Source organism: Vibrio splendidus (assembly GCF_003345295.1).
GTDB classification, from domain to species: Bacteria; Pseudomonadota; Gammaproteobacteria; order Enterobacterales; family Vibrionaceae; genus Vibrio; species Vibrio splendidus_K.
The window spans coordinates 1,437,027-1,463,077 of sequence record NZ_CP031055.1; the positions used below are offsets into that span (position 1 = coordinate 1,437,027).

Sequence of the window (26,051 nt, forward strand, 5' to 3'; positions counted from 1 at the left end):
CGACTATGTTGATAACGACTATGTTGATAACGACTATGTTGAGTTTTTGTCTGATACTTATGATGAACATCCAAAGTTAACTGAAACCAGCCTCTTTTCTTTCAAGCAAGGCTTTGATTGAACGCTCTGCGAGTTCTAATAATTCGTCAACTTGTCGAAATGCCGCATCATGATTATGTTCTAAACATTGCTTCTCTAGAGCGCGAGCTAACTCACCCAAGGGGCGATTACCTAATGAGAGCGCGGTGCTGCCAAGAGTGTGGACCTCGAACTCAAGTGTTTGAGCGTCTTTCTGAGCGACAGCCTCTTTTATGGCGACCAAGCGTGTTTGTGATTCTTCGACATAATGGTCGATCAAGATCGGGATAATATCCGCACTTGTATCTCGAATCATTTGCTCTAGAACGCTTTCATCAACAAGCTCGCTAACTTCTTGTGAGTTTAGATGTGCAGCTGTGTCTGACGCTAAAGTGGAATTCATCAAACTAAGTCCTTCTATTGAGCCTAATATCCGTGAGTACTAATAAGTTCTAGTCATTTTCTAGAATAATTTCAACTGCTTGCCGTATAAACAGAGCAATTAATTACTATCTCACTCATATTGCTACAGGGTTTGTGACAAGCCTAACGGACTGATTTAAATTTGTTTTCTCTTATGAAATATAAACTTAGGTGCCTATAAACGTAAAGGGCGGGTAGAGCTCAGGAGAAAACGAGGCCGATACAAATAAAAAGACCACTGCAGTGAATTAACAACAGTGGTCTTGGAGGGGGTTAAGTAGTTTAGGCTACGAAGCTTTATCAATCTTTGGCTTTGGGTCAGCTTCTACTTCTTCCTCGCTACTTTCAGAGAAGATATCAGCAACGGCGCTTCTCTCTAATTCACCCTTCAGATTTCCATCTTCGTCGACAACTGGAAGGGAGTAGTCACAAGACATGGTGTCTGGTAGAACTTCTTCAATGACCGCATCAGGTAAAACAGCAGGAACCTCTTCGTAAATCTCATCACTGAAGTCATGAACAGAGGCATCTTCAACGGCGTCTTGTAGGCTCTCTTGTGTGACTAGGCCTTGATAGCCGTCATCCGTTACGTGATAAGCGTAATCGTTTTTCAGCATCTTCATTTGTGCCAGAGCACCTTCAATCGTTTCTGAAGTGATTCGATAGAGAGGAGGCTGCATAACCGTTTCAACCGTCAATGCACGAGCACGGTTTACGTCTTTAACGAACGCCTCTACATAGTCATCGGCTGGATTCAGCAGAATCTCATGTGGTGTGCCTTGTTGTACCAACTCGCCATCTTTCAAAATTGCGATTCGATCGCCGAGACGGAGTGCTTCATCCAAATCGTGGGTGATGAAAACAATCGTCTTATGAAGCTTCTGTTGAAGTTCGATAAGCTGATCTTGCATTTCACTTCGAATCAAGGGGTCGAGTGCCGAAAAGGCTTCATCCATTAACAAGATTTCAGCGTTAGTACATAGAGCGCGAGAAAGGCCAACACGTTGTTGCTGACCACCTGAAAGTTGCGCAGGGTATTGCTTGCCGTAACCTTTCAAACCCACCGTTTCTAACCATTCATTGGCTTTCGTTAAACGGTCTTCTTTTTTGATGCCTTGCACTTCCAACCCGTATGCAACGTTTTCTACCACGGTGCGATGAGGCATTAAGCCAAAGCGTTGGAATACCATCGACATTTTATGACGGCGGAACTCTTCTAATTGCTTGGTATTGAGGCTCATTACATCAATGCCTTCGACCATGATTTTACCCTGAGTTGGGTCAATTAAACGGTTGAAGTGGCGAATTAGAGTCGATTTACCCGAGCCGGAAAGCCCCATGATAACGAAGATTTCACCGCGGTTAATCTCGAGATTAATCTCTTTTAAACCGACGGTATGACCTGTGTCCGCAAGAATCTGATCTTTGTGTTCACCGTCCTGAACTCGGTTCATAACAGACATCGGTTTCGGTCCAAACACTTTGTATAGACCACTAATTTCAATCAATGGTTTAGTCATGCTTGAGTCCTCCTAAATGCGCATTGGTTCTTCTTGCGTATGCCTGTGAAGCGCGGTCAAAAAGAATTGCGAGGGCAACAATGGCGAAACCGTTCATCAAGCCTAATGTGAAATATTGGTTGGTGATGGATTTAAGAACTGGTTGTCCTAGGCCTTTAACGCCAATCATGGATGCGATAACAACCATAGACAGTGCCATCATGATGGTTTGGTTGATACCCGCCATGATCGTTGGCATTGCTAGGGGAAGTTGAACACCCCATAAGCGTTGTTTTTTGCTCGCACCAAATGCGGTAGCGGCTTCAAGAACTTCTTTGTCGACCAAGCGTATGCCTAGGTTGGTTAAACGAATCACGGGTGGGATAGCGTAGATAACCACGGCGATTAGACCTGGAATTTTACCGATGCCGAGTAACATCACCACTGGGATCAAGTAAACGAATGCTGGCATGGTTTGCATGATATCAAGCATCGGTGTAACGATAGATTGAGCTCGATTTGAACGAGCCATCGCAATACCAATCGGAATGCCTAAGAATATCGAAACCAAGGTACAAACAGTAATGATACTGAGCGTCCGCATGGTGTCTTCCCACATTCCAAAGTAACCAATAAGGAGCAAAGAAACGACACAACCTAAAGCCAGTTTCCAAGAACGACTCGCGGCGTAGACAAGGCTGGTACAAACGGCGAGGACTATAATCCAAGGGGTTGAGATAAGAAGTTTTTCAAACCAAACAAGGAATGAAAGAAGTGGGTCAAATAAAGATTCAATCATTTCACCGTATTCACGAGAGAATTCACGGTATGCGCCATCTAGCGTCTTTTTTATGGTTCGTAAATCAGCGCGTTCCATCTCTGGAAAGCTTGATAACCAATTGGTGTCAGCCATTTTATATCCTTATAGTTCGGAGCCACTTGTTCATGCGATGAGGTAATCGCCTATGAAAAGGGCTCCGAATCATGAATAACATCAAGTATAGCGACGTTATTTCCGTATTATTGAAGCGTAATTGCTTGTTATTAAACCAAGCTCTTACAGCTCTGCTTCAACTTTCTTAGCGACTTCTTGAGAAACCCATGGGTGCCATATTTCCGGGAACTCACTCAAGAAATGGATACTCGCTTCTTCACCATCCGCTTGGTTGTCTTCCATCCAAGCAAGAAGTGAGTTCATTTTGTCGTTAGTGAAACCACGTTTAGTGAAATAGTCGTAAGCCTCTGGTGCTCTCGATGCGAAGTCTTCTGTAGTGACTGTGTGCACTGGTGAAGGCGGGTACATGGTCGCTTTAGGTGAATCACAGTCTTCTTTAGTGGTACAAGTTAGGAACTCTTGTTCATTAACACCACTGCCAAAGTCAACTTTAACCATGTCGTATTTACCTAGAACGGCAGTTGGCGCCCAGTAGTAACCAAACCAAGCTTCTTCGCGCTCATAAGCTTTTGCGATAGAGCCAGATAAGCCAGCACTCGAGCCTGGATCAACAATCGTGAAACCACTGTCTTCCAGCTCAAGAGCGTTAAACAAGTTTCCGGCGCTGATCTGACAGTTCCAGCCTGCTGGGCAACTGTAGAATGCTGATGTATCTGGGTCTTCAGGGTGCTTAAATAAGCTAGCGTTTTTACGTACACCTTCGATGGTTGCCATCTCTGGGTATTGTTTAACTAAGTAAGCTGGAACCCAAAAGCCTTCTTCACCGCCATTCACAAGTGCTTTACCTGCGTAGCGAAGACGTTTTTCTTGGACACCTTTGTCCAATGCATCTTTTAAGCTGTTGCTCCAAAGCTCAGGTGCAACGTCAGGCTGACCTTTTTCAATCATGGATGTGCCTGTTGGCATGGTGTCGCCAGGGATAAGTTCAGCATCACACCCATAACCATGTTCTAGGATGAATTGGTCGATATTGGCGATCAGTGTTGCAGAGTTCCAGTTCATATCTGCGATTGTTACGCTGCCACATTCTCCAGCGTTAGCATTACCGCTGGCTGCTGCTACTAACAAAAATACGGAGCTTAACTTGTATTTCATATTGAGTTTCCTTTCTCTTTAATAATACAACTAAGGTAACCAAGGTAAATTGATTATCTAAATTGCTCGATGGTGATCCTTTCCGTGTATTTGAACCATTTGAGCAGAAGGAGGGATGGGTGAAGTTTGAATAGATAAACGTGCAAAGTCAGTGAAGTGTGATTTGCCAATTTATCCACTGTGTTTCAACAGCCATCGGATAACTTTGTCAAACTATTACAAATTCGTCAAAAACCACCTCTATTTATAATCTTAGGGAATAATCGTACGAATTCCATCTTTGATGCGATTTACATGGCACTTTAACCGTCTGTGTCACATTACCGCTAAAGTTAGGCATAGGGCTGTTGATTTCTGAAGGGATTTAAAGGTGGTAAGACCATGGTTGGCGTGTGTGAAATGCGTTGAATGGTTTTTAAAATCTTATTTTCAATAATAATTTCGCCAAAAACACCCAATTTGGTTTTGGGGTATTTAGAGCTGTCACGGCATGAAATTTAATAGGATAGGTGGCTGTCATGGTATCAATGACAGCCATACAGTTGCGTAAGAAACTTATAGTTGTACAAGAAGCTATAGTTGTACAAGAAGCTATAGTGGCACGAAAAAGTTACATCGGCAGGTTTAAAAACTCATTTTGATACAGCTTGTTTGCCAAGCTATCGCGAAGTTTAGTTGGAAGGAATTTCATTCGATTGATTTGTCTTACCAACTCTTGTGCAAAGCTAGGAGTTTGTTTCATGTTCATCACACTACCCATTAGGTTGATACTCTGTGCATCAAGCAGCTTTTTCGCTTGTTCTAGGTGGTGAGTTGACGTTTCACCATAGGCGACAACCATCAATGTGCTGTCACAGGCACTCGCAACAGACTGTGCAGGGATATTCCCTTTGTTAATGTTGAGAAGCGGTGAGGTATCAATGATGACTCTATCGTATTTCTCTAACCATTTGTTCACTACTGTTTGTAGCGTTGTCGGGTCTTTATAAGCAAGCTGTGTTGATGCCACTTGAGGTGCCGGGACACCAATGAACATCCGGTGAGACTCAACATGTTCTATTAACTGCCCCTGTTGACTGTCTTCTAACATGTTCAAATCTTTGAAAGCGGGGTTGTATAAGTTGAGGTCAACATAAAGCGTGGAGTGACCAGCAAGAAGAAAACGTTCCGCTAATGCAGTTGCAACAGAGGTTACCCCGTCACCTGAGTGACAGGCCGTCACACAAATCGATTTCTGTCCGTTAAGTTCAGAAGCTAAATACAGTTGCTCGACTTCGGCATGGGTTGCTGAAATAGTCATTATAAAGCTCCTATTAGTACGATGGTGGTCGTAATACGTAGTATGTCATCTAATCCGACACGTGCTTTTTCGATAAAGCTTTCACGACGATCTGGGATGTAAATGGTGTCACCAGCGCGTAGCACCGGTAAGTTGTAAATATTGGCTGTTTTGCTGAACTCAACAAGGTCGAAGGTACGAGCTTGACCTTGGCAACAAGACATATTCACAATGGTAATTTTCTCTACGTAAGCATTGTCAGTAGGGCCTGCCGCTTCTGCCAATATATCTAGAATGGTCATGTTGTCGTTAAACACATAGCGACCTGGGTTGTTAATCGCACCAAGCACACGAACTGTTTCTTCTTTCGGTGTGTCTAACCAGTTCTTACCTTTCTCTGGGATATAAATGGTGTCACCGGTGGTTACATTGGGCAGTAATGATTCGTCACCGGTTTCAAAGTACAGTGAAAGATTGAGTTTGCTTACTTTAGAGTAGGTTTTATCACGATGCGTGACACGAACGTTGTGTATATCGGCATCCTTAGTAGGGCCGTCAGCCGCAGACAAGATATCAAGGAAGTGCATGTCTTTGGTGAAGCGGTAACGACCCGGTGCATTCACTTGTCCAAAGATATAGATCGAAGCATCAGAGCTTTGACGTACCCATTGAGATTTATTGTCTGAAGGGTCTTGTGGTAAGTCGTGGACACGGACGATAGAGCCTGCTCGAATTTGCGGCATTAGATCTCGTGGCGCGCCATTTCTGATGAAATCATCAAGATTAAACACAACCATCTTTCTACCCGTCACAACTTCAATTTTTGAGGTGTCCGCTCGTAACGTAGGACCGCCGACGTGAGCCAATAATCCCATGAAGTTCATTTCATCTGACCATTCAATACGACCAGGTCGGTTTACTTCACCGATAACGTTAACCGCTCTATCTGGCGCAATTTTCAACCAGGACTTCTCGTTCATGTCGGTTTTCTCTGGAACGAAAATAGCGTCACCGGCTTTAATGCTCGGTGGGTTAGAATTAGGTAGACCTTCTGTGTAAGCCGCTAAATCGAATTTAAGGACTCTGCCATCCGCCTTGATCACACGTATTTGGCGCGATTCTGCAAATCGAGTCGGACCGCCAGCATTCGCAAGGATATCCATGAAGGTGGCGTCTCTTTTTCCTTCAAAAGCACCGGGAGCGGCAACTTCACCCATGACGTAAACCATGTTTGCGCCGGATTTGATCTCTTCTTCTTGCTTCGGCACAAAAATGGTTGCACCCGGGCGTAAGATTGGAAGTAGGCTTTCGTCACCAGAATCTAAATAACGTTTAAGGTTGAATAGCGTAGGCGTGTTGTTTGAAATTACTCGTATTTGCTCAACACTGGCATAACGAGTCACACCGCCCGAGCGCATTAGTACGTCGACAAGATCGGTGCTCTCTTTATAAGTGAACGAACCCGGTGCGTTGACCTCGCCAAATACTTTGATTGAATTACGAGAGTCAGCACTATCACCAGAGTTAGCAAGCTTGGCAGCGTCGAACTCTTGTTCAATATTGCCTACTAATGGCGATGCTGGAACAAAAAGCGAATCCAGTGATTGCAGAGTAGGTAGCGTTGATTCGTCACCTGAATCAAGGAAACGTTTGTAGTTAAACTCTTTCTTGTCCGCGCCTCGCTTAAGAATCAATTTGTCCAGTTGTGCTCCCGGACGTAATCCACCGGCTGCGTAAAGCGCCATTTGGATGCTAGAGCCCAATGACAGTGTGTATTCGCCAGGCTGTTCTACATAACCTTGAACGTAAATAATGATTTGTTGTTCTTTGACGTACACCGAAGCATTCGAAAGATCTTTATAAGCGGTTGCCAGTGATTCTAGAACGACTTTGTTAAGCTGCTCACTGTCATAACCGGCAACAAATACGGCGCCAACTTCAGGAAGTGTAATGCGGCCACGTTTATCCACTTGGAACCCTGTGTTTAACGTACTTTCACCGGGTACGTTAACTTGGATAAGGTCACCGACTTGAACCGCGTCTGAAAACTCTTCGCTCGCATTCACGACATTCGTAAAGCATAACGATAGAGTGATGATAAAAGCGAGCAATGATTTCATAATCCACCTCCCATCTTCTCGGCATTTTTAGGGGAGATAACTTCGATACTTACTCGACGGTTCGTTAAACGAGTGCCGTCTGACTCACCTTCAAAAAGGGGGACGGTTTCACCAACAGATACTGCCTTGATTCGCTGAGCACCTAAGCCAAAAATAGTCAGGTAGCGTTCGACTTGTTTAGCACGTCCAAGTGCCAAATCATCGTTAAATTTTTCGGTACCCGTGGCATCGGCATGACCCGTAACTACAAGGTCTAGAGATTTATGCTCTTTCAATAGTGTGGTCGCCTCGGCAAGTCGTCCCATGTACTTGGGATTGACTTCGGTAGAGTTTTCTGCGAATTGGTTGTCAACGTTAAGCAGGTCGTACAACTGTTCGATAACCGACAATTGCATTCTAAATTGGTTTTCATTTTTTGGTGGTTCACAGCGGGCTTGTGAGGTCACATAGTCCAGTTGGACTTCAAGTTCATTTAAGCGTTTTCTTTGAATGACTAGGTCGTTGGCCGCATCTAGAAGCAGGCCACCTTGCAGTTCACGAGCGATACGATTTTGCTTCTCTATCGCTTGCACAACAGCAGCGGGGAAGCACCAACGGGCGCCTTCTTGAATCAAGGCATCAAGATGTAATTTAGCCAGTTGCCAATCAAAACGTAGTCCGTGTTCAGGACCAAGAGGTTCGTCTGGCATCACAGGAGAAAAGTCAGAATTTTGATAACTAATAGAGTCATAACTTTCAGCCAAACCGCCGGTGCCTTGTTCAGGGTAGCTAGTACAGCCACCTAGAACCAAAGCAGACAGAGAAAGGGCTATGTAGTTTTTCAGTATTTTCATGCCAACGTCCTATGTTTTTACTTTTTATTATTATGTTTTGTTACTTCTAGCTTAGTGGATCTTCATGAATTTGTAGGATTTTTTGAATTTACTGGGATAGCGTGGCCAATACGTAGCAAGTTCATAATTTCAAGAGGCTGGCCAGTCACATTTTCAAGTCGCATGTTGCGCTCACGCTCAGTTAGGCGTTTGAACATGTAAACAATCGCGCCAACACCAGATGAGTCTAAAAACTCAACTTGGCTAAAATCAACTTCGATTTCAGGGTGGCCATCATTTGAGATTACATCGTCAATATCGGTCTGAGCATCACGGCTACCTGCTGCATCTAAATCACCGAAAATAGAAAGAGTCAGTGTCGTTGTATTTAAATCAATCTTACGTAGTTCCATAGCGATATCTCCTTTTGAGTATGTATGGACAATTGCACTGAATATGCCAACTTTTATGTTTATATTTTTCAATAACTTAAATAAAACGCTAATCTCTATCTCATATTGAGAAAGTCGGTTTCTCAATATGAGAACTAAAAATGGGTGAACATTTGAGACCCATAAGTCATTAATTATATGAATGAAATTGAAAGTTAAATAAGGTTGATGTGTGGATCGCATCTTCTAGCAAAGGTTGTCTACCTACGTGTCAGAACGCTTAGGATTAAAGGCGTTTGTTGACCACTACAGATATCAATACGGAGCAGATGATGAGATTAACTAAATTGGCGATAGCAACTCTATGGGCGTGTTCGCTTTCTTCTCATTCATCCTATTTACCTCCCGACCATTTGGTACTCGCCAATACATACCAGCAAGGCATTGATGTTTCTGAATACTGGAAGAGTGAAAAGCTTGATGGGATTCGGGCTCTTTGGGACGGACAACACCTTTATACTCGAAACGGGAATCGCATTTACTCACCGAAGTGGTTTACAAAAAACTTGCCTAAGGTACATCTCGAAGGGGAGTTGTGGGCAGGAAGAGGTAAGTTCCATTTAGTCCAATCTACCGTCCTTGATCATACGCCTAGTGACGTAGCGTGGCGCCAAATAGATTTCATGTTGTTTGATATGCCAGGGGCAGCTGGTGATTATCAAAAGCGCTATTACAACATCTTGCATTGGGTAAGCACGATTGGAGAACCCCATGTCAGCTACATCGAACATGTACCGATTCACAATGAAGAAGCTCTTTTCCATCAACTCGATAATGTCGATGAGAGTAATGGTGAAGGTTTGATGCTTCGTAAGATCACCAGTCGCTATCAAGCCGGTCGAAGTAATGACCTTTTAAAGCTTAAAAGGCATCACGATGCAGAAGCCACGGTTATTGGTTACAAAGGCGGAACAGGGAAGTATAAAGGGATGATGGGTTCGATTTTGGTTCACACAGAAGAGGGTGTTGAATTTTATATTGGAAGCGGGTTCAGTGACCAGATGAGACTTGCACCGCCTGAAATTGGCAGTCAAATCACCTTCCGGTATAACGGCTTTACGCAAAACGGAAAGCCCAAGTTTGCGCGCTTTGTTCGAGAAAAGAGTGAGTATTAATCTCCTGAGTATAAACTAATCGCCCCTAAATTATTTACAGCCGTAAGCGAAAAGAGCCCTGAAAATCAGAGCTCTTTTTGTATGTAATAACGGCGATACCGGTTTAGCGAGTACGAATCTAACGAGAGCTAAATTCTAGCTGAACATCATCGTCTTGTTTATGCATCCAATGCAAACGCATACCCAGCATAATGGCAGCTGATGTTAGGCCGACAATGAAACCAATCCAGAAGCCATGTGCGCCCATAGGTTCAACAATCCAATCTTTCATTCCTAAGATGTAGCCGATAGGAAGACCAAGTAACCAATACGCTACGAAGGTAATGTTGAAGATCGAACGCATGTCTTTGTATCCACGCAAAGCACCTGCAGCGATAACTTGGATTGCATCGGTACATTGATAAACCGCAGCGAACAATAGCAATTGCATTGCAACGGTAACTACTGCCGTGTTCTCCGTGTAAAGTAACGAAACCTGCTCTCTAAACAATACTGTTAATGCCGCTGTCATAAAGGCGGTTACCAAACCGACGATGATACCCACGTGTGTTGCGATCTTCGCACCTTCAGTGTTGTTTTCACCCAACTTATGGCCAACACGAATACTCACGGCGGCACCGATACTCATTGGAATCATAAATACGAGAGAAGAGAAGTTAATCGCGACTTGGTGTGCGGCAACAACCAATGAACCTAATGGGGCAACTAATAAGGAAACCACAGCGAATAGCGTGACCTCGAAGAAGATAGCGGCAGCAACTGGAAAACCAAGTCTAAACAAACGAATTTGAGCTTTAAGTTGAGGTTTGTGGAACGTCCCGAAGATGTTGATTTTAGCCAAACGCTTTGATGTTAAAACATAAGCGAACAACAGTGCAAACATCACCCAATAGACGATAGCCGTTGCAACGCCACAGCCAACACCACCAAGAGCAGGGGCTCCAAGTTTCCCGTATACGAACATCCAGTTTAGCGGAATGTTTAATAGCAAGCCGATAAAACCGATCACCATGGCAGGCTTAGTTAAAGACATGCCATCCGTAAAACTTCTCAATGTTTGGAACAGCAAAAACGCAGGCACAGCAAACATCACCGCGTTCATATAGCCGATGGTCTTATCTGCCATGAGTTGCTCAATGTCCATCCATTCCAATATCAGCTGCGTTTGGAACAGCACGCCAATGATAGGTAACGAGATGACGAGTGCCAAAAATGCACCTTGCTGAATCTCAAATGGGATTTTGACTTGGCGGCCTGAACCGTTCAGTTGTGCAACAACAGGAACCAACGCCATCAAAAGACCTACACCAAATAAGATTGATGGTAGCCAGATACTTGCTGCAATCGAAACCGCTGCCATATCGATAGCACTTACACCACCGGCCATCACGGTATCAACAAAACCCATTCCAGTTTGTGCAACAGATGCGATCAATACTGGGGTCGCAAGTTTGATTAGATTCGAGGATTCTTCTTTGTAACGATGCACAAACAACTCCAAATAAGAGGGAAAATTAGAATAATAGTGTAGGAAAGGACATTCTGAAGGAATCAGAGGCAATGATCTTAAGCTTCCACTGGACGAATCATAAAGAAATGTCACAATAACTGCTATGAAAAACTGTTATTAGGGCGTGTTGATCGTTCGAGCTGATTTTTGCAGCGAATTGCTGGGTATTAATACAAGGCAGAGGCTTTGATGTGTAGCTAGCCTACATGAGAAGCCGATAACGTAGTATAAATGACCAGCAAACGCTGCCCGAAGGGTTCGGCTAAAAGCGTTTTACTCTTTGTTGAGGGAGATTTGCTTAGGATGCTAGGCTACTTCCCCCTCGCCGCGATTAAAACGCTTTTATCTCGAACAAAATTTAACCGCGAAAGGTCAACACGCCCTAGAATGCTAAATAGGAATCTTATGTTTACAGGTATCGTTCAAGGCATGGCAACACTGGTTGCAATAAACAAAAAAGAGCTGTTTCAGACTCATACCATTGAGTTAACAGATGAAATGGTTGAGGGATTAGCAATTGGTGCCTCAGTAGCTCATAACGGTTGTTGCTTAACGGTAACGGAAATTTCGGGCAATCAGATTGCTTTTGATTTAATGCAAGCCACATTGCGATTGACGAACTTGGGCCAACTGAATGTTGGTGACAAAGTGAATGTTGAGCGTGCAGCAAAGTTTGGTGACGAAATTGGCGGACATAGTATGTCTGGCCACATTACTCTGATGGCTAACCTCGTTGATGTGATTAAGACAGAAAATAACTGTACGCTTTGGTTTGAGCTGCCGCAAGAATCAATGAAGTATGTGTTGAGCAAGGGCTACATCGGCGTTGATGGTTGTTCATTGACAATCGGTGAAGTGGAAGATAACCGCTTCTCTGTTCACCTGATCCCAGAAACGCTGAATCGCACTCTGTTTGGCGGCCGTGAAGTAGGCGACCAAGTAAACATTGAGTTTGATCCTCAAACACAAGCGATTGTTGATACTGTTGAACGCGTACTAGCAAAGCAGAAATAGTAGTGACGGTTTATCAATAGCATTTGCCCCCAAAGCGACACCAAGTAAAAGTCGAAGATATTAAAAAAGAGCACATTAGGTGCTCTTTTTCTATTTTTGTCTATTTGTGTTTTTCTAGGCTAGCCTCAAAATCGAGGGGAAGCTCTAAATCGAAGCGTAGCTCCAACTCGACAAGAGAGTAGGTGTTAGAAGACTTGTTCGTCGTCTGCATCAATCGAGAGATTAATTCTGTCTCTGACTTCATCTACCTGCATATCGAGATGAATGGCATTGCAACACGCCGGACAATCGTCATAAAAATCTTGGTTCCCATTAGAAGCATCGAGCATTATGCTGATTGCATGCCCACAGTGGGGGCACGAGACATGTTTCTCTGTGTATTTATGCATGGCTAATTCTCCTCACTGTATCTTGTCCAAATCGTATTAGCTTTAAAGATCGCAGTAGCTTGTATAGATCGCAACAGCTAGCTGTGATTGGTATTAAACGGCCTGTATCTTCTGAATACACGCCTCAGTTTGTGCTAAATATTCGCCGCCAAATTGATTGCAGTGGTTAAGAAGATGGTACAAGTTGTAAATGTCTTTCCGATCAGTATAGCCAACGTCGAGTGGATTGACGCTCTGGTAACCTTCATAAAACTCTTTTGGAAACCCATCAAACAATTCCGTTAACGCTAAGTCACATTCATGATCGCCCCAATAACAAGCGGGGTCGTAACAGATTGGCCCAAAGGCTGAATTCGCTACGTTGCCATTCCATAGGTCACCATGAAGTAAAGAAGGGCGAGGATTGTGGCCAGCAAGACGCATGTTCACCACATCAACGATGTCATCAATATCGCCGAATTCAATGCCTTTCTCTTTTAGCAATTGCAGTTGGAAGCCGATGCGTTGCTCAGAGAAAAAGCGACCCCATTTCTTATGCCAAGGGTTAGGCTGAAGCGTACTACCGATATAATTATCTTGGTCACAACCAAACTCTTTTTGCTCGCCCCATTTATGAAGCTGAGCAAGCTGCACGCCGAAATCAAAGCTGTTATTACCTGTATCAAGCGGCTTAGTTGGCAAGTAATTGAGAATAATGAATGAGCATTCTTTGGTTTTACCAATCAGTACCAACTCAGGCACATAAACGGTGGAAGTTTCTCTTAACAAGCGTAAGTTCTCAGCTTCGATTTCAAACTTAGGTAAAAATTCTCGCTGGTTCACTTTTACGAAGTAGCGTTCATTACCATCGCTAATCATATAGCAATCGTTAATGTCACCACCAGAAACCTTGGTACGTTCAGTAATCTGAAAGTTGAATAGAAGAGTATCTGAAAGTTGTTGAGAAATGGCCTGCCACATAGGAAATCCTCAAAGACTGAAAGTTAAAAAATTGAAGGTTAGAAATACTGTTTGTTAGCCATAGTTTAGGATAAATTTGAGCAATTTATAGACGTACTCGTCAATGTTCTTATCTGTTCTTGATCTTATGTAGAAGCAATTGGCTGATTTGTGAACTCGGGCTGATTCAAGCTCTTTGAAATACAAACAGAAATTGGCAAGGCAAAGTTATAGAATTGTTTGGAACTGGCCTCACAATCGAAACGGTTTTGGTCGAAACAAACTGGAAAAGTAGTTGGAGCTTGTTATTGTCTACGCATCAACTTAAATGTGCTATTAGAGTAGGTTGAAACGACTATAGTTAACGATAGGGCACGTGATCATCTCAACTTGCTAGCTAGCTCTCTATAACTCTTTAAGAGCCGAGTAATGATGGCGTGCTGAGTCTGCAAGTATCTTGACCAACAGACATCTAGCGACACGTATATATTCAGCTATTGGTTTAATATTTAAGCTGAAACACTAACTAGGATCATTTTAATACGGTTTTTGGTAATAAAGTGATGACAAATCGCTTCATTTACATAGTATTAAGCAAGTACGTATTAATCTGCTCTTGAGCTTAAAACGGAGATTTATTGTGGTTGTAGAAACCGATGGCTATTTGGCTCTGATCGAGCACTTATCGTTTAATCTGGATGTCTTTACAAATAGTAATGGCGATACAGGCAATGAGAGTGTTGAAGACATCATCACAGACATGATTTCAACAAACATCATGGCTATTTTTGAGCAAAATCCAGAGTTGCATTCGAGTGTTCGTTTTCAACTTTTGAAAGAAGCCGATGCTGTGGTAGCGGATTTAGGCGAAGTATTAGCGGGTGTATGGGCTAAGAAAGCGACCAACGAGCAAATTGTATTTCTAGATGAATACATCGCGCTAGTGAAGAATCTATTTGATTCTGCTGTTGCTAAATACGACTAACTATTTGTCCATTTCCTCATTAGTCATTTTTTCACGATGATTATGTTCACGATGATAGGCGTTTACGTCGTAGCTTTAAAAGTGACTTCGTTTAGCGGTTAAGACTTTAAACCGCTATAAACGCCTAAAGTGCCAAAACTTAGAAGCCCAATAAGGGTTATCCAACCTCGATATGATGACACCTTTCGATGTCGAAGCATGTAGGAATTGATTATTTCCTAAATACACACCTACGTGTCGTACCGTCATCGATGTTTTGAAAAATACCAAATCACCGCTTGTTGCTTGACCATACGCTATTTCTTTTCCCTTTTTGCTCTGATCTTTTGTGGTTCTCGGTAGGGCTTGTTGTGTCGCATTTTGCACGGCAATTTGAACAAAAGCGGAGCAATCTACGCCTCGAAATGATGTTCCACCAAAATGGTATGGCACACCTTTCCACTGTTCATACACACTCATATAAGCGTTTGTAGTCAATTGTTCTGACTTTGATAAGGGTTTCTGTGCGGTTTGACTAAGCTGAGAAGGCGATGGTGACGAGCTACAAGCAGCCAATGTTGCTAAAGTTATTGTAACTACAGCCATTTTTCTGAATTTCATATGTAACTCTTCTGACAAAAAACTGAAATAAAAACGTCATCAAGGACTTCTAGTATACGAACTAACTTAAGGATATCTCTTTTCGTAGTCAAACTGGATTTCACATGCCCGACACAAATTTATCAATAAAACCCTCACGTTATACATTCTCGCTCATTCAAACCGTCACTGCTGTATTTATTTCCATTCTTTTACTCGTTAGTTTTTTATCATTGGTTAGCATTCGGGGAGTTGAACGAGTCGGAGGACATTTTGACGCACTTTCAGAACAAGCTTTACCCCTTGCTTTACACAATGCCGAATTAACGCAAAGCGTATTAGAGCAAGTAAAACTTCTCACCTATAGCACCCAGTCAACCGACTTAGATGCGCTGAATTCGACAAGGGTTTCAATTGACCAACTCGCAACAGAGAGTAATACCACGCTTGAGGAACTCCTTTTTATCTCCCAATCTTTTCCTGATGCGATCTCTTTAGAGCAACAACAAAACCTTATTGATGATATGGCGCAACTGCAAACCATGACTAATACGGTATTGCTGGCGCAGATTGAGATTCAAAGTAAGCAAAATCTGATCGACAGTAAAATGGGCGAGTTCCGTTATGGCGTTGGATCTATCGGACCAGAAATGAACCGAATCAGCTCATTCTTGGTTGAAGACAACCCAGAAGCGAGCGATGCAGCGAACCGATTTACATCCAGTGCGTCTGCTATGGCGAACACCTTCTTGATGTTGATGATGCAATCTGACATTGATAAAGCACAAGACGAATACCGTCAATTGAGAAACCGAATCGCAGGCCTTAACTTGGCTTACAGCGATTTTGCCGATTGGCACCCAGACATTGCTGAGTTCGCGAGCTTGACGGCGCCTTACGAGATGGTTAAAGAAGGCTTCACCGAGCAAGGGATAATCAAACAAATCCTCTTGAAACTCGAACTGGTTCAGCAGCAAGAGCAAAACTTAACGCAAGTCATCACCCTAGCGAATACCGTCATCAGCACACTGAATCAGTTGTCTTCTACAGCCTCCCAACTGATTGATGAAAGTGAACTCGTTGTAAATCAAACCATCACCAACATTGATCGTGTGTTGTTTATCAGCGGGCTAGTGATAGCCATAATCATCGTGCTCTCATGGTTTGTATTACGTCGCTGGATGAATAAAGGGCTTAAAAACATTACTCAACAACTGAGTTCGCTGGCAGATCATGATTTCTCTAAACAAAGTGAACTACTGGGGCCGCTAGAGCTACAGGTTATTACTTCGAAACTAAATACGGTCGTAAATTCCACCGCGGACTCGGTTCGTTTAGTAACGCGTAACTGTGAAACGCTTTATCAAACGGCTGAAGTAAGCCATGACGCCGCAGAGCAAACCAATTCAAGCTTGAATGAGCAGAACGAATCGCTACAGAATATGATCACCACAATTACAGAACTTGAAGCGTCCATTGGTGAGATTGCTCGTATCTCTAACGCATCGAATGACGACGCGCAGATAGCAGAAAACGAATCAGTTAATGGTAGCCAAGTGATCGGCCTAAATCAGAAGCGATTACAAGCACTTGAGCAATCTCTTAGCCTGAATCAAGAATCGATGACGGACTTGGATATTCGCGTTAAACAGATTCGTGAAATGGTTGACGTGATCAGTGGTATTGCTGAAAACACCAACTTACTCGCATTGAATGCCGCAATAGAAGCAGCGCGAGCAGGGGACCAAGGTCGCGGGTTTGCCGTGGTTGCCGATGAAGTACGAAAACTGGCGAGTGGTACCTCTCAGCAAACCACTAATATTCGTAATATGATGAACGAATTGGTGGCGGCGGCTGATCGCTCACGTGCTTCTGTAACAGAATCGAGAAGCGAAATGGCGAATGCACTGAAAACCAGTGGCGATGTAAAACAAGCCTTCGAGAAAATCGAATTCGCGGTTAGCCAGATCAAAGGCCGTGTTGAACAAATCATGGTGGCAACCGAACAACAAGCCCGTGCGACTGTCGATGTAACGCATTCTATCACTCGCGTGTCTGAGCAGGGTGAGAATACTAAGCTGCAACTTGAATCTATGATCGAGAGTTCAGAGCAAGTTGGTGAGATAGCAGGGCACCAACAAGCTATGCTTCATAAATATGTACTGAAATAAAAAAGCGTGCTCAAATAAACAAGCGTGCTCAAATAAACGTGCGTGCTCAAATAAACGTGCGTGATAGTTAAGTTAGTGTGCGCAAGAGCTTAAGCACTAACAGCACTTAATCACTAACTACGCTTATAACGACTATCGATACAGAAGCGCCCTTAAATTCTCACAAGAATCTAAGGGCGTTTTGTTTTGGCATTCAGCTAAGTTTGTATTTAAGCTAACTTCGTTATTAAGATAAGTTTGGTCTCAAGATAAGCTTGAGCCTCAAACGAATTCAAACCTAGTTTTTCGTCGTCGGGAATTGAGTAAATGGCTGACGTAGCATCAGATCTAACCGTTGTTCTTTACCATCTTGAATCTCTGGAACGCCAATCTGAACGTTATCGTGACCAAGCTTTGGTTGAGCGCGGTAAGTCTTAAACCAGATGTCCCACACAGATAAAAAGAAACCGAAGTTTGAGTGGGTTTCTTTCACGATAACCGAGTGATGAACGCGGTGCATGTCTGGGGTCACAATCACTTTTCTCAATCGCTTATCCATCCACAGCGGAAGACGTGCATTACTGTGGTTAAACATCGCACTCGCATTAAGAACAATTTCAAATATCACGACCGCAATGACAGGGACACCAAGTGCGATTACCAAACTCACTTTGATGAGCATTGAAAGAATCATCTCAATAGGGTGAAAGCGCGTTCCGGTTGTGACATCGATATCTAGGTCCGCATGGTGAACTCGATGTAGCTTCCACAACCAAGGAACACGGTGAAACACCAAGTGCTGCAGGTAAATGGCGCAATCTAACAGTAATACGCAGATCAGAATGGTGAGTTCTTTCGGAAGTGACAGGGTATTGAACAGACCCCATTGGTTTTCTTGCGCAATGACCGCCGCTTGGAATGCTGCAATAGGAATTAGAGTGGCTAATAGAAAGCTGTTCAAAGCAACCAACGCAAAGTTATTCCCCCAACGAAACCATTTGCTTTGAGTCAGTGTTTTACGCGGGAAACGGTATTCCCAAAGCGCACACAATCCAAAAACGACAATAAAACAAACAAGGCGAAGCAGTGATGGGTCTTGCATGGGAATTCCTTCTATCATTCTAAGGACACTGTAAGTACAATCGTGCCACTTTTCTAGAGTTATCGTTATTGTCCATGAGAATCCACGCTTTTCACCGTTTATATCAACATCGTTTGTCCATTGCTACCAAACCGTTTAATGCGCGCGGGTGTAAAGTCGTGCGATGTGAATTCTGTAAAATCAAACAAGACAGCTGTATCTGTGAGCATCAACCTAACGTTGATACGAACGTCGCGACTATGTTGATCTTGTCAGACAACGAAATCTTAAAGCCAAGTAACACTGGCCGTTTGATTGTTGATACGGTTAAAGACAGTTACGCCTACCTTTGGCATCGTACTGAGCCAAATCAAGAGATGTTGGATGTCCTCAAAGATGACAAATACCAACCTGTGATCGTATTCCCTGAAGACTATACCGACGACAAAACACGCGTAGTTCAAGATCTGCCACAAATGCGTGACCCAAACAAAACACTGTTGCTGATTTTCATTGATGGCAGTTGGCGCGAAGCACGACGTATCTTCCGTCGTTCAGAGTATCTGCAAGATTTACCGGTGTTGTCGATTGAACCGGAATCGGTTTCTCAATACATGATGCGTAAGTCAGACAACGAACAACATCTATCAACGGCCGAAGTCGCGAGCTTAGTTTTGAAACAAGCCGGTGAAGAGCAGGGCGCTAAGACTTTACAGCTATGGTTTGAAGCATTTCGTGAAAGCTACATGTTGAGTAAGACACGTTATAAATCGGATCCAACCAAACCAAGCCTGAATGCTTTCATAGAGCATACTAAAAGTGAGACGTCACTCTAACCTTTAACCGCTTTGTGCTGACTTGTTGTTCAAACAGATTCGAACACGAGATAAGTTTGTTATCTATCACGGTTTGTAGGGGGAGTGTTATGGATAATGCTTCCTAGTTGTTTAATTTAAAAATTTTATTTGCCCGAATTTAGGGAAAAATTGGAGAGATTTCATGTATTACGGCTTTGATGTTGGCGGCACAAAAATTGAGTTTGGTGCGTTCAATGAAAAACTTGAGCGAGTAGCAACCGAACGCGTACCAACGCCTACTGAAGATTATCAACTGCTACTTGATACGATTGCCGGTTTGGTCAAAAAGTACGATAGCGAATTCTCTTGCGAAGGCAAAATTGGCCTTGGTCTTCCTGGTATGGAAGATGCGGACGACGGCACCATGCTTGTTGTTAACGTACCGGCTTCAACAGGTAAGCCATTACGCAAAGACTTAGAAGCGTTGATTGGTCGTAGTGTTAAAATCGAGAACGATGCGAACTGTTTTGCGCTGTCTGAAGCGTGGGACGATGAACTGAAAGATGAACCATCAGTAGCTGGCCTAATTCTAGGTACTGGTTTTGGTGGTGGTTTGGTTTTTGATGGCAAAGTATTCTCAGGACGTAACCACGTTGCTGGCGAGCTCGGCCATATGCGTCTTCCTATTGATGCATGGTTCCACCTTGGCGACAACGCACCGTTACTAGGCTGTGGTTGTGGCAAGAAAGGTTGTTTAGACAGCTACCTATCTGGTCGCGGCTTTGAACTGATTTATGAGCACTACTTCGGTGAGAAAAAGAAAGCGATTGAAATCATCCAAGCGTACAACGAAGGCGAAGCAAAAGCAGCTGAGCACGTTGACCGTTTCATGGAGCTATTGGCTATCTGTTTCGCAAACCTATTTACTGCACTTGACCCGCATGTCGTAGCACTAGGTGGTGGACTTTCAAACTTCGAACTTATCTACGAAGAGATGCCAAAGCGTGTTCCTAAATACCTATTGTCTGTAGCGAAATGTCCAAAGATCATCAAAGCGAAGCACGGTGATTCAGGCGGCGTTCGTGGCGCAGCATTCCTTAACATTAAGTAATCGTTACTTACCGTTAAGCGAATTAAGGTTAGATAGTTAAAAGCATAAATAAAAATGCCGCAATCTCAAAAGAGGTTGCGGCATTTTTTATTGTTCAGTGTTTTCGTTTCTTTAGCTCTTAATTTCTTAACTTCTTAGTTCTCAAGTCAAAACGCAAAGCTAGAAACTACAGATCGAGAAAAAGAAGCCAGAGGGCTTATTTCTTCTTTTTTCCAACACCAAGGTTGTCTTTTTGCTTCAACGTAAGCTTAGTGAAGCCTAGCTTACGGAAATAGTTGTCTTGGTAGTTACGAACCGCTTTAGTATCAGAAATAAACTCAAGCTGTTGCTCAGTTTTTAGATACTCAGTGATGTCGATACCTTCAGCTGCAGCTACAGCTTCTTGGATCGTGCGGTGTTCTTGTTTCGAAAACAGTAACTCTTTGTCTTCGTCTTTGTAAGTGTACAGAATGGTACGAGCCATGATGCTCTCCAATAGAATTATTACTTTGCGCGCACTCTACATAAAAACAGTACGTGGCTCAAGGTTATGATAAAAAATCTTAAGATTATCGTTCTTCAGGCCTATCGCTATTTAAGCTTTCTGTCTTTTAAGGAACGAACTGGTTGTCTTTTACGAAACGAAAAGAAAGCCCCGTAACATCGAAAGCTCGATAGAAGAGGCTTCATCTATGTTCTGGCAAAGAGCGCTTCTAAGTCGATTAAAAAGCAGCTAAGTTAATTAAAGATCTGGTAAGTCAACTTAGCTGATTAAGCTTTGAATTAAACGCGCCCCTGCAGAGGAATGATCGTCACTGTCTCACCAACTTTCACCGTATCAACCGCTGGTGAGATTTCAATTAAACAGTTTGCTTCGCTCATTGAACGCAGGATACCTGAACCTTGCTTACCCGTCGTTTTCACCTCAAGCACACCCGATTCATTCATCGAGAACACACCACGGCTGAACTCGGTACGACCTTGGCGTGAACGCAACTGTTCGGTCGCTACCGCGTTCGCTTTAACTGGTGTCCAGTTGGTTTGACCTTGTAGCTTACGGATCGCTGGCTCTACAAAGTTAATGAACGACACCATCACAGCAACTGGGTTACCCGGTAAACCGAAGAAAGGTTTGTCTTCAATTTTGCCGTAAGCAAGAGGGCGACCCGGACGCATGTTGATGCGCCAGAAGTTAATCTCACCCAGCTTATCTAATGCGAGTTTGATGTAGTCAGCATCACCGACAGACACACCACCTGAAGTCAGAACCATATCGGTCTCTAACGACGCAGCGTGAAGTACATCCATCATCTTTTGTTCGTCATCTTCAATGATGCCGTAGTCAACAATGTCACAACCTAGCTTTTGAAGCATGCCGATGATCGTAAAACGGTTCGAGTCGTAGATAGAGTTCGGCTTCTGCTCGCTACCCGGTGCTTGAACTTCATCACCCGTAGAGAACACACCGACTTTTACCTTACGTAGAACAGGGCAGCTACCAAAACCTAACGACGCCATCATGCCCATTTCAGGTGCTTCGATGCGTGTACCACGAGTAAAGACAGGTTGGCCGATTTCTAAATCTTCACCAGCCATACGGACATTTTGTCCAATTGAGATTTTCGCACCTGGGAAGCTAACCTTATCGCCATCTTGGACGGCTTGTTCGCGCATCACAACAACATCAACGCCTTCAGGCATTGGTGCACCCGTCATGATCTTAACGGCTTCACCTTGTTGAACAGTTTGCTCGTAGCTGTGACCAGCCATAACTTCAGCAACCAGTTGGTAACTATCCAGTTCTAAATCTTCACTACGAATTGCGTAGCCGTCCATTGCTGAGTTGGTGTTTTGAGGCACATTGATTGGCGAGATTATATCTTCAGCCAAAACACGACCATAGCCCTGCAATAGTTCAACACTCTCTGTGAGGTCGAGCGCGTCAATGCTATCAACAATCTTTTGTTGGCCTTGAGTAACGGTTAAACCAGCAGGAGAGAACGAATCACAACACACTGCGGGCGTGTTGTCTCTTGAAGACGAACAAGAAGCGGTTTCGCTTATTTTCGAGGAACCGTCAAACGACTGAGCATATTCAATAATGAAATCACGAATCGCTTCTAAGTCACTGATCGCCATTTGTGGCAGTTCGGATTCCACTTGGCTGTCTGCAGCAATGGCAATAATGTTGTCATCGTTCGGGTATAACCAAGGTTTACCGACTTCATCTCTGTGCAATTCAATTTTAGGGAAAGCAATGTTCTTGCAGCCTTCAACCAGAATCAAGTCCAGCGTGTTGGTATCGAAACGTGTCAGAAGGTAATCAAAATCAGCTTCGGCTTCTGGCGTTTCTGTCATCATCACGTGACGGTTACGAGAAGCGATCAACATTTGATTCGCGCCCGCTTTACGTAAGCGGTAACTGTCTTTACCCGGCTTATCGACATCAAAATCGTGGTGTGCATGTTTAAGAACACCCACTTTTAAACCCGCATCAGTCAACAGCGGAAGCAGAGCTTCAAGTACGGTCGTTTTGCCTGTACCGCTATAAGCAGCAAAGCCCAATAGAGGAAGGTTAGGGCGTTGTTTTGAATCTTTCATTATTGAAGCGTTCCGAATTGGGTGAGTTCTTCTGGCGTGTTCAGATTAACAAAGCAGTTAGGAGAATCGCTAAAATCGACATATTCCGTGACACATTCTTTGTATAGCAAGATGATTTTACGATCACCACGCTCCAAAAACGCTTCTAGCTTTGGCAGAACACGTTTGTGGAATAGGGTGAATACAGGTTGCTTAAATTCGCCATCATGCGCGACAAGAATGTCGCTGTTTTCTTTAACTGCAGAACAAAAACGCTCAACAAGGTCGTCACTGATTTGTGGGCTGTCGCAAGGGACAAAGCCGACCCAGTCTGTACTCGCGTTTTTAAGGCCAGCATGAATGCCGCCCAATGGACCTGGATAGTCAGGGAAGGAATCGGAAACAACCGGAGCAAATGCTTGGTAACTGTCTAAGTTACGGTTGGCATTGATAGTGATGCTGACATCTTGCTGTGACAGCTTGTTTATAACGTATTGAATAAGCGGAGAACCGTTGAGCTCAACAAGTCCTTTATCTTTTCCGCCCATGCGGCTGGCCTGTCCGCCAGCCAAAATAACCCAACTAGTTTGCGTTGGAAGCAGCATAAATATTCTCTTGTGCTTTATCTTTCTGAATAACTTGCAGAAGCGGCGATTCGGTCAAAGTATTGTCTTTGATCCACCATTGCTTCTTACATAAGTCGGTTAACGCGTTAGTTTGGTGGCTAGTGATGACTAAACTCGCGCCTCTTTGAAGAAGATCTTCGGCCATTATCACCAATCTTTCAATAGATTCTTTGTCTAAAGAGGCACTTGGTTCATCCATAAGCAAGATTGACGGCTTAAGAATCCAGGCTCGTGCCATTGCAACGCGTTGACGCTCACCACCAGACAACACAGAAATGTGTTCATCTGCCAAGGTTTCTAAACCTACCATTCTCAGCGCATTAATTATTTGAGCTCGCTTATCTTTTTGGCTCTCTTTGTTAAAGCGAATGCCATAAGCGACATTTTGGTACACCGAACCATCAAAAAGATAGGGGGTTTGATGCAGGTAGATAATGTCTTTGAACTTGAGCCTAGGGAATAAGATCTGCTGCCAGCTTTGTGTCGGAGACTTAATGCGGCCAGAGCTTGGCTGAATCAATCCAGACAATATTTTAAGTAGGGTCGTTTTACCCACACCATTATCTCCTTTGAGATAAACGGCATCGTTGGGGCCGATCGACAATTCGGGAATATGGAACAAAACACGCTCTTTGTAGCGCATTGAAATTTGCTGCGTTGTTATTTTTATACTCATGACAGCGTTCCTAAGTTCTTAAATAGCCTTTTCCTCTCACACTGGAAAGGAAAAAGTTAAGGGCTAATGCCAATGCTAATAACACCATACCGAGGGCGACGCCTTGAGCGAATGCGCCTTTGTGGCTTTCCATAGCGATAGCTGTTGGGATGTTTCTTGTCATCCCCATAATGTTGCCACCGACCATCATTGAACAACCAACCTCAGTGACGATACGAGAGAAGGCAGCTATAGTTGCCGCTAAAAGAGGGAAGCGCGTTTCCCAAATTAAGGTACATGCCACACGTGTTGTTGATACACCAAGCGTGCGCGCCGTTTCAACTGCTCGGCGGTCACTGGCTTGGAGAGCGCCGTGCATCATCGCGACTAGGATTGGGAAACAGATCAGCATCTGACCTAGAATCATCGCCTTTTGGGTGAACAGTAATTCCCAATCACCGAGTGGGCCAGAACGAGAGAGCATCATGTACATCAACAAACCGATAACCACGGTTGGGATAGCTTGCAGGGTGTTGATCACCGATAACAATGCCCACTTCCCGGGGAACTCGGTATAAGCCAATAAGAAAGCCATAAGGATTGCAGGAACAATCACTAATGAGATGGCGGACAAAGATACGCTGAAAGATACCGCGACGATTTTCCACAATTCGTGGTCAAAACTCACTAGTAGGTTCATTGCATCAATCGTTGTTTGCCATAGGGTCATGAAGTATCTCGTGTGAATCGATAATAGGTCTTTATCGGTAATGACTGATGTTAATCATAGCTGACACAAACTATTTGAGCTTGAATTGGCCAGCTATTGTTTTTAAGAGTGTTTCGTTAACTGTTTAGCTAAGTGTAGTGCTTGTTGGTTTTGGCTAGACCTTCAACGCTACGCTTTACTTACAACCAACGACTCATTGCTTACAACCAACTGTTCTGCGCTCGCAACAAACTATTCTGCGCTCGCAACAAACAGCTGCTTGCCGTGCAGTTTAAAGTCGTTAATCAATTTCTGACCTTTAGGGTTAACCAGCCAGTCACTGAATACTTTCGCAGCTTGGTAGTTGATGCTCGGGTAGCGTTCTGGGTTAACAAGAATCACTTGGTAAGGGTTAAACAGGTTCTTGTCACCTTGGAAAAGGATTTTAAGATCCAATTTGTTTTGGTAAGCCAACCAAGTACCACGGTCTGTCATGGTGTAGCCTTGCATCTCTGACGCCATGTTCAGAGTAGGGCCCATGCCTTGACCAACACTGCGATAACCACCGAAGTTTGGTTCCATTTTAGTTTGTGCCCAAATACCCATCTCTTTCTTATGAGTACCAGAGTCGTCACCACGAGAAACGAAGGTCACGTTATTGTTCGCGATTGCTTTGAACACATCAGTCACTGCTTTTTGAGATTCAATCTTCGCCGGATCGCTTTGAGGACCAACAATGACAAAGTCGTTGTACATCAGCTTGCGAGGTAGAACCCCGTAACCTTGTTCAACGAAATTCGCTTCAGCCTTTGGTGCGTGAGTCATCACTAGGTCTACATCGCCATTCTCACCCATACGAAGTGATTTACCTGTACCCGCCGCTAGAACATCAACTTTGATACCAGAATCTTTTTCGAACTCAGGCAATAAGTAGTCAAGTAGACCTGAGTGGTAGGTACTTGTGGTTGTTGCCAATTTGATATGGGTGGTGTCTTCCGCGCTGCTAGCCGTGTAACTGACGATAGATAGAGCTGCAATAGTTATGGGAATTGCTTTCATTATTATTATGTCCATTCTGTTATAAATGAATGACATGCCTTCAGTTTTAAAGGGCTCAAA

General features: G+C 43.7%; 25 protein-coding genes. 6 read left to right on the plus strand and 19 right to left on the minus strand.

All coding sequences use genetic code 11. The features are described from left to right. Positions 1 to 76: 76 nt before the first annotated feature. The 8 genes from DUN60_RS06525 to DUN60_RS06560 form a co-directional block, all read right to left on the minus strand. Entirely contained in the window at positions 77 to 481 is a 405-nt protein-coding gene (locus DUN60_RS06525; RefSeq protein ID WP_114633541.1) for an Hpt domain-containing protein, read from the minus strand. Between the two features lie 307 nt (positions 482 to 788). Then, positions 789 to 2,021, minus strand: a complete 1,233-nt coding sequence (locus DUN60_RS06530; protein ID WP_114633542.1) for a quaternary amine ABC transporter ATP-binding protein — start codon at positions 2,019 to 2,021, stop codon at positions 789 to 791. After that, complete coding sequence (locus DUN60_RS06535) at positions 2,014 to 2,913, minus strand: ABC transporter permease (protein ID WP_054547760.1); 900 nt, start codon at positions 2,911 to 2,913, stop codon at positions 2,014 to 2,016. Before DUN60_RS06535 ends, DUN60_RS06530 begins: the two co-directional genes overlap by 8 nt. 144 nt (positions 2,914 to 3,057) lie before the next feature. After that, positions 3,058 to 4,050, minus strand: a complete 993-nt coding sequence (locus tag DUN60_RS06540; RefSeq protein WP_065205217.1) for an ABC transporter substrate-binding protein — start codon at positions 4,048 to 4,050, stop codon at positions 3,058 to 3,060. A gap of 610 nt (positions 4,051 to 4,660) precedes the next feature. Then, positions 4,661 to 5,350: a P-loop NTPase family protein gene (locus DUN60_RS06545; RefSeq protein WP_065205216.1), complete on the minus strand. Its 690-nt coding sequence runs from the start codon at positions 5,348 to 5,350 to the stop codon at positions 4,661 to 4,663. Further along, positions 5,350 to 7,449 carry an SLBB domain-containing protein gene (locus tag DUN60_RS06550; RefSeq protein WP_114633543.1) on the minus strand — a complete coding sequence of 700 codons (2,100 nt, stop codon included), beginning with the start codon at positions 7,447 to 7,449 and terminating at the stop codon, positions 5,350 to 5,352. Before DUN60_RS06550 ends, DUN60_RS06545 begins: the two co-directional genes overlap by 1 nt. Beyond that, positions 7,446 to 8,282: an OmpA family protein gene (locus tag DUN60_RS06555; protein ID WP_114633544.1), complete on the minus strand. Its 837-nt coding sequence runs from the start codon at positions 8,280 to 8,282 to the stop codon at positions 7,446 to 7,448. The genes DUN60_RS06550 and DUN60_RS06555 overlap by 4 nt, the downstream gene beginning before the upstream one ends. Positions 8,283 to 8,344: 62 nt before the next feature. Continuing rightward, positions 8,345 to 8,674, minus strand: a complete 330-nt coding sequence (locus tag DUN60_RS06560) for an STAS domain-containing protein (RefSeq protein WP_004733793.1) — start codon at positions 8,672 to 8,674, stop codon at positions 8,345 to 8,347. 311 nt (positions 8,675 to 8,985) lie between these two features. On the opposite strand from DUN60_RS06560, the gene DUN60_RS06565 reads away from it, so the two are divergent. Then, complete coding sequence (locus tag DUN60_RS06565) at positions 8,986 to 9,828, plus strand: DNA ligase (protein WP_114633545.1); 843 nt, start codon at positions 8,986 to 8,988, stop codon at positions 9,826 to 9,828. Between the two features lie 118 nt (positions 9,829 to 9,946). Here DUN60_RS06565 and DUN60_RS06570 read toward each other — a convergent pair whose 3' ends face one another. Then, positions 9,947 to 11,317 carry an MATE family efflux transporter gene (locus tag DUN60_RS06570; RefSeq protein WP_004733791.1) on the minus strand — a complete coding sequence of 457 codons (1,371 nt, stop codon included), beginning with the start codon at positions 11,315 to 11,317 and terminating at the stop codon, positions 9,947 to 9,949. Positions 11,318 to 11,743: 426 nt separating this feature from the next. On the opposite strand from DUN60_RS06570, the gene DUN60_RS06575 reads away from it, so the two are divergent. Beyond that, positions 11,744 to 12,352 (plus strand): riboflavin synthase subunit alpha, encoded by a 609-nt coding sequence (locus DUN60_RS06575; protein ID WP_114633546.1) that lies wholly within the window; start codon positions 11,744 to 11,746, stop codon positions 12,350 to 12,352. A gap of 185 nt (positions 12,353 to 12,537) precedes the next feature. On the opposite strand, the gene DUN60_RS06580 is transcribed toward DUN60_RS06575, so the two are convergent. Both DUN60_RS06580 and DUN60_RS06585 read right to left on the minus strand, forming a co-directional pair. Beyond that, positions 12,538 to 12,741 (minus strand): CPXCG motif-containing cysteine-rich protein, encoded by a 204-nt coding sequence (locus tag DUN60_RS06580; protein ID WP_114633547.1) that lies wholly within the window; start codon positions 12,739 to 12,741, stop codon positions 12,538 to 12,540. A 93-nt stretch (positions 12,742 to 12,834) separates the two neighbouring features. After that, positions 12,835 to 13,701 carry a fructosamine kinase family protein gene (locus tag DUN60_RS06585; RefSeq protein WP_054547752.1) on the minus strand — a complete coding sequence of 289 codons (867 nt, stop codon included), beginning with the start codon at positions 13,699 to 13,701 and terminating at the stop codon, positions 12,835 to 12,837. A gap of 619 nt (positions 13,702 to 14,320) precedes the next feature. On the opposite strand from DUN60_RS06585, the gene DUN60_RS06590 reads away from it, so the two are divergent. Next, the gene (locus DUN60_RS06590) at positions 14,321 to 14,665 is read left to right on the plus strand and encodes a DUF3802 family protein (RefSeq protein WP_004733787.1); all 345 of its coding nucleotides are present in this window, start codon (positions 14,321 to 14,323) and stop codon (positions 14,663 to 14,665) included. A gap of 114 nt (positions 14,666 to 14,779) precedes the next feature. Here DUN60_RS06590 and DUN60_RS06595 read toward each other — a convergent pair whose 3' ends face one another. Then, positions 14,780 to 15,265, minus strand: a complete 486-nt coding sequence (locus DUN60_RS06595; protein WP_017083653.1) for a C40 family peptidase — start codon at positions 15,263 to 15,265, stop codon at positions 14,780 to 14,782. Between the two features lie 104 nt (positions 15,266 to 15,369). Here DUN60_RS06595 and DUN60_RS06600 point away from each other — a divergent pair, with 104 nt between their 5' ends. Then, positions 15,370 to 17,415: a methyl-accepting chemotaxis protein gene (locus tag DUN60_RS06600; protein WP_114633548.1), complete on the plus strand. Its 2,046-nt coding sequence runs from the start codon at positions 15,370 to 15,372 to the stop codon at positions 17,413 to 17,415. Positions 17,416 to 17,692: 277 nt separating this feature from the next. Here DUN60_RS06600 and DUN60_RS06605 read toward each other — a convergent pair whose 3' ends face one another. Further along, complete coding sequence (locus DUN60_RS06605) at positions 17,693 to 18,496, minus strand: sterol desaturase family protein (protein ID WP_114633549.1); 804 nt, start codon at positions 18,494 to 18,496, stop codon at positions 17,693 to 17,695. Between the two features lie 68 nt (positions 18,497 to 18,564). On the opposite strand from DUN60_RS06605, the gene DUN60_RS06610 reads away from it, so the two are divergent. Both DUN60_RS06610 and nagK read left to right on the plus strand, forming a co-directional pair. Continuing rightward, complete coding sequence (locus tag DUN60_RS06610) at positions 18,565 to 19,311, plus strand: tRNA-uridine aminocarboxypropyltransferase (RefSeq protein WP_017080483.1); 747 nt, start codon at positions 18,565 to 18,567, stop codon at positions 19,309 to 19,311. A 163-nt stretch (positions 19,312 to 19,474) separates the two neighbouring features. Further along, positions 19,475 to 20,383, plus strand: coding sequence for an N-acetylglucosamine kinase (gene nagK, locus DUN60_RS06615; protein WP_004733781.1), 909 nt, complete (start codon positions 19,475 to 19,477; stop codon positions 20,381 to 20,383). A 196-nt stretch (positions 20,384 to 20,579) separates the two neighbouring features. Here nagK and DUN60_RS06620 read toward each other — a convergent pair whose 3' ends face one another. From DUN60_RS06620 to DUN60_RS06645, 6 genes are all read right to left on the minus strand, one after another. Continuing rightward, the gene (locus tag DUN60_RS06620; RefSeq protein ID WP_004733780.1) at positions 20,580 to 20,846 is read right to left on the minus strand and encodes a DUF2960 family protein; all 267 of its coding nucleotides are present in this window, start codon (positions 20,844 to 20,846) and stop codon (positions 20,580 to 20,582) included. A 299-nt stretch (positions 20,847 to 21,145) separates the two neighbouring features. Continuing rightward, entirely contained in the window at positions 21,146 to 22,963 is a 1,818-nt protein-coding gene (locus tag DUN60_RS06625; protein WP_114633550.1) for a bifunctional molybdopterin-guanine dinucleotide biosynthesis adaptor protein MobB/molybdopterin molybdotransferase MoeA, read from the minus strand. After that, complete coding sequence (mobA, locus tag DUN60_RS06630) at positions 22,963 to 23,547, minus strand: molybdenum cofactor guanylyltransferase MobA (RefSeq protein ID WP_114633551.1); 585 nt, start codon at positions 23,545 to 23,547, stop codon at positions 22,963 to 22,965. The genes DUN60_RS06625 and mobA overlap by 1 nt, the downstream gene beginning before the upstream one ends. Continuing rightward, the gene (locus tag DUN60_RS06635) at positions 23,525 to 24,244 is read right to left on the minus strand and encodes an energy-coupling factor ABC transporter ATP-binding protein (RefSeq protein ID WP_114633552.1); all 720 of its coding nucleotides are present in this window, start codon (positions 24,242 to 24,244) and stop codon (positions 23,525 to 23,527) included. Before DUN60_RS06635 ends, mobA begins: the two co-directional genes overlap by 23 nt. 10 nt (positions 24,245 to 24,254) lie before the next feature. Continuing rightward, positions 24,255 to 24,953: an ABC transporter permease gene (locus DUN60_RS06640; protein ID WP_017068184.1), complete on the minus strand. Its 699-nt coding sequence runs from the start codon at positions 24,951 to 24,953 to the stop codon at positions 24,255 to 24,257. 231 nt (positions 24,954 to 25,184) lie between these two features. Continuing rightward, a complete protein-coding gene (locus DUN60_RS06645) occupies positions 25,185 to 25,991 on the minus strand; it encodes an ABC transporter substrate-binding protein (protein ID WP_114633553.1) in 807 nt (268 codons plus the stop codon). Positions 25,992 to 26,051: the final 60 nt, after the last annotated feature.

Bases quoted from the DNA above. Each gene is read 5' to 3' on its own strand.
- DUN60_RS06525 (WP_114633541.1), bottom strand. From the start codon at position 481: ATGAATTCCACTTTAGCGTCAGACACAGCTGCACATCTAAACTCACAA.
- DUN60_RS06530 (WP_114633542.1), bottom strand. From the start codon at position 2,021: ATGACTAAACCATTGATTGAAATTAGTGGTCTATACAAAGTGTTTGGA.
- DUN60_RS06535 (WP_054547760.1), bottom strand. From the start codon at position 2,913: ATGGCTGACACCAATTGGTTATCAAGCTTTCCAGAGATGGAACGCGCT.
- DUN60_RS06540 (WP_065205217.1), bottom strand. From the start codon at position 4,050: ATGAAATACAAGTTAAGCTCCGTATTTTTGTTAGTAGCAGCAGCCAGC.
- DUN60_RS06545 (WP_065205216.1), bottom strand. From the start codon at position 5,350: ATGACTATTTCAGCAACCCATGCCGAAGTCGAGCAACTGTATTTAGCT.
- DUN60_RS06550 (WP_114633543.1), bottom strand. From the start codon at position 7,449: ATGAAATCATTGCTCGCTTTTATCATCACTCTATCGTTATGCTTTACG.
- DUN60_RS06555 (WP_114633544.1), bottom strand. From the start codon at position 8,282: ATGAAAATACTGAAAAACTACATAGCCCTTTCTCTGTCTGCTTTGGTT.
- DUN60_RS06560 (WP_004733793.1), bottom strand. From the start codon at position 8,674: ATGGAACTACGTAAGATTGATTTAAATACAACGACACTGACTCTTTCT.
- DUN60_RS06565 (WP_114633545.1), top strand. From the start codon at position 8,986: ATGAGATTAACTAAATTGGCGATAGCAACTCTATGGGCGTGTTCGCTT.
- DUN60_RS06575 (WP_114633546.1), top strand. From the start codon at position 11,744: ATGTTTACAGGTATCGTTCAAGGCATGGCAACACTGGTTGCAATAAAC.
- DUN60_RS06580 (WP_114633547.1), bottom strand. From the start codon at position 12,741: ATGCATAAATACACAGAGAAACATGTCTCGTGCCCCCACTGTGGGCAT.
- DUN60_RS06585 (WP_054547752.1), bottom strand. From the start codon at position 13,701: ATGTGGCAGGCCATTTCTCAACAACTTTCAGATACTCTTCTATTCAAC.
- DUN60_RS06595 (WP_017083653.1), bottom strand. From the start codon at position 15,265: ATGAAATTCAGAAAAATGGCTGTAGTTACAATAACTTTAGCAACATTG.
- DUN60_RS06600 (WP_114633548.1), top strand. From the start codon at position 15,370: ATGCCCGACACAAATTTATCAATAAAACCCTCACGTTATACATTCTCG.
- DUN60_RS06605 (WP_114633549.1), bottom strand. From the start codon at position 18,496: ATGCAAGACCCATCACTGCTTCGCCTTGTTTGTTTTATTGTCGTTTTT.
- nagK (WP_004733781.1), top strand. From the start codon at position 19,475: ATGTATTACGGCTTTGATGTTGGCGGCACAAAAATTGAGTTTGGTGCG.
- DUN60_RS06620 (WP_004733780.1), bottom strand. From the start codon at position 20,846: ATGGCTCGTACCATTCTGTACACTTACAAAGACGAAGACAAAGAGTTA.
- DUN60_RS06625 (WP_114633550.1), bottom strand. From the start codon at position 22,963: ATGAAAGATTCAAAACAACGCCCTAACCTTCCTCTATTGGGCTTTGCT.
- mobA (WP_114633551.1), bottom strand. From the start codon at position 23,547: ATGCTGCTTCCAACGCAAACTAGTTGGGTTATTTTGGCTGGCGGACAG.
- DUN60_RS06635 (WP_114633552.1), bottom strand. From the start codon at position 24,244: ATGAGTATAAAAATAACAACGCAGCAAATTTCAATGCGCTACAAAGAG.
- DUN60_RS06640 (WP_017068184.1), bottom strand. From the start codon at position 24,953: ATGACCCTATGGCAAACAACGATTGATGCAATGAACCTACTAGTGAGT.
- DUN60_RS06645 (WP_114633553.1), bottom strand. From the start codon at position 25,991: ATGAAAGCAATTCCCATAACTATTGCAGCTCTATCTATCGTCAGTTAC.